Here is a 1,882-nt window from a genome sequence, read left to right as displayed (position 1 = left end):
GCCTGCCGCGCCTGGGCGATGCCCTGAGTGCTTATTGCGGGACCCCATTCATCTGGCAAAAAATATCTGGGGGAGCGCGAGGGGCTGGCCCCTCGCTCCTATCCTAAACTCCCACGCCCCACTTTTGTTCAAGTACTTCCAGAGCTGCGATCCGCTCATCCGTCTTTGGATGACTCATTAACCAAGCGGGCACAACGCCCGCGCGCTGCTGTGTCAGATCCTCAAGCTTGTGGAACAAAGACTTCTGTGGACCAATCCCGATCCCGGCTTTTGTCAAAAGCGCGGCCGCATATTCATCCGCCTCATATTCATCACTTCGCGACAGGCGGGAGGCCAGCAAATGAGTCAGCATATTTGCAATCCAGGCTCCAATGAACGGGATGAAGCGGTTCAATAGCATCATCAGCGCAGCACGCAGGGCGTTTTGACCCGAGAAATCAATCATCCGCCGCCGGGCGTGGCCAAGGGCGACATGGCCCAATTCATGCGCGATTACGCTTGCCATTTCTTCTGCTGATACTTCGCCGTTGCCAAATTTGCGATAAAAACCGCGCGTGATGAAAATACGCCCATCCGGCGCGGCCAGCCCGTTCACCGGATCGATCTCGTAGATGTAGACTGGGACCCGATCAATTTCCAAGGCTGCAGCCAGCCGGTCCGTCATGCGTTTTAGCGCAGGATCGGCCAGTTCGGTGGACTTCGCATCCAACTCACGATGCGTGCGCCAGACGGATATCCGGTACATCACAACGGCATAGGCTATGGCCAGCAGGATGGGTGTTAAGCGAAGCATGAGTTAGATATGGGCGACCCACCCCGAGGAGGCAAGCGGTAACTCGCCCTTCACGTCCGATCAGTTATGCGGCTCAATCCAGCCTTACCTGCCTGGCGAGGGCAGGTGCAGGTTCGAATGAAACTCGGCAAGGGACTGCTTGGTCAAGACCTCGCCCTTCGAAGCCTCAAAAAATGCGCGTTCAGCTTCCTTTTCTGCGACCAGAGCATCAACTCTCAGGTCCCTCACATCCGCGCGCAGAGCGTCGCGCGCCTCCTCGTAGGTTTCAGCATCGCGCAGCTCATCCTCAAGCGCACTCAGCTTGTCATCATAGTCCGGGTCCGCAGGATCAAGTGCGGCGATATCATCGGCGATGTCTTCGCTGCTGCGGCCATCGTAGTCTTCGTTCAGATCACGCAGTTCACGGCGCGCCTCATAGAGGTCACCGCGTAAGTCGTAATAGGTTTCCGCCGCCGCCTGGTAGGTCGCGATTTTGCCGACATTGCTGTTGGGTGAAGCATTGCGGAACGCCGGGGCCGCTGCCTTAGACGCATTCAGGTTACGCAGCTTGTCCGAGCCATAGGGATCGGTGATCGCTGCAACAAGCGGGTCGCGGTAATAGCGGTAGCGGTCCTTCTTGCGATCGGAATATGGCTTTTCGTAGCGCAGTCGATAGTCGGTTTCATCATAGATCTTCTTATCGTCCGAATAGCGGTAGCCGTCAGGATCGTAAGGCACCGGCTGGATCGTTGCCCAGTCCTTGTGCCGGTGGTTTGGCTGTGGCAGATCGAGATTGCCGTGGAACTCGCCCAGCGTCGCTTTGGTCAATGTACGCCCTTTCGAAGCGTCATAAAAGGCAGCCTCCGCATCTTGCAACGCGTCGCGGGTTTCGTATTTCAGATCCCTCAGATCAGCGCGCAGATCGTCGCGCGCCTCCTCATAGGTTTCTGCATCGCGCAACTCATCCTCAAGCGCACTCAGCTTGTCATCGTAGTTCGGGTCCGCAGGATCAAGCGCGGCGATATCATCGGCGATGTCTTCGCTGCTGCGGCCATCGTAGTCTTCGTTCAGATCACGCAGTTCACGGCGCGCCTCATAGAGGTCACCGCG

2 protein-coding genes are annotated in these 1,882 nt (G+C 57.3%); both read right to left on the bottom strand.

Translation table 11 applies throughout. The features are described 5' to 3' along the window. Positions 1 to 103: 103 nt before the first annotated feature. The gene (locus ACRZ9U_RS20895; protein WP_170396642.1) at positions 104 to 793 is read right to left on the bottom strand and encodes a M48 family metallopeptidase; all 690 of its coding nucleotides are present in this window, start codon (positions 791 to 793) and stop codon (positions 104 to 106) included. An 84-nt stretch (positions 794 to 877) separates the two neighbouring features. After that, positions 878 to 1,882: hypothetical protein (locus ACRZ9U_RS20890; protein ID WP_170402970.1), on the bottom strand; the 1,005-nt coding region annotated here is incomplete at its 5' end.

It is taken from the genome of Ruegeria sp. D7, from assembly GCF_056534355.1.
Note: the sequence above shows the minus strand (reverse complement) of the source record. Positions and strands in the feature narration are given on the sequence as shown.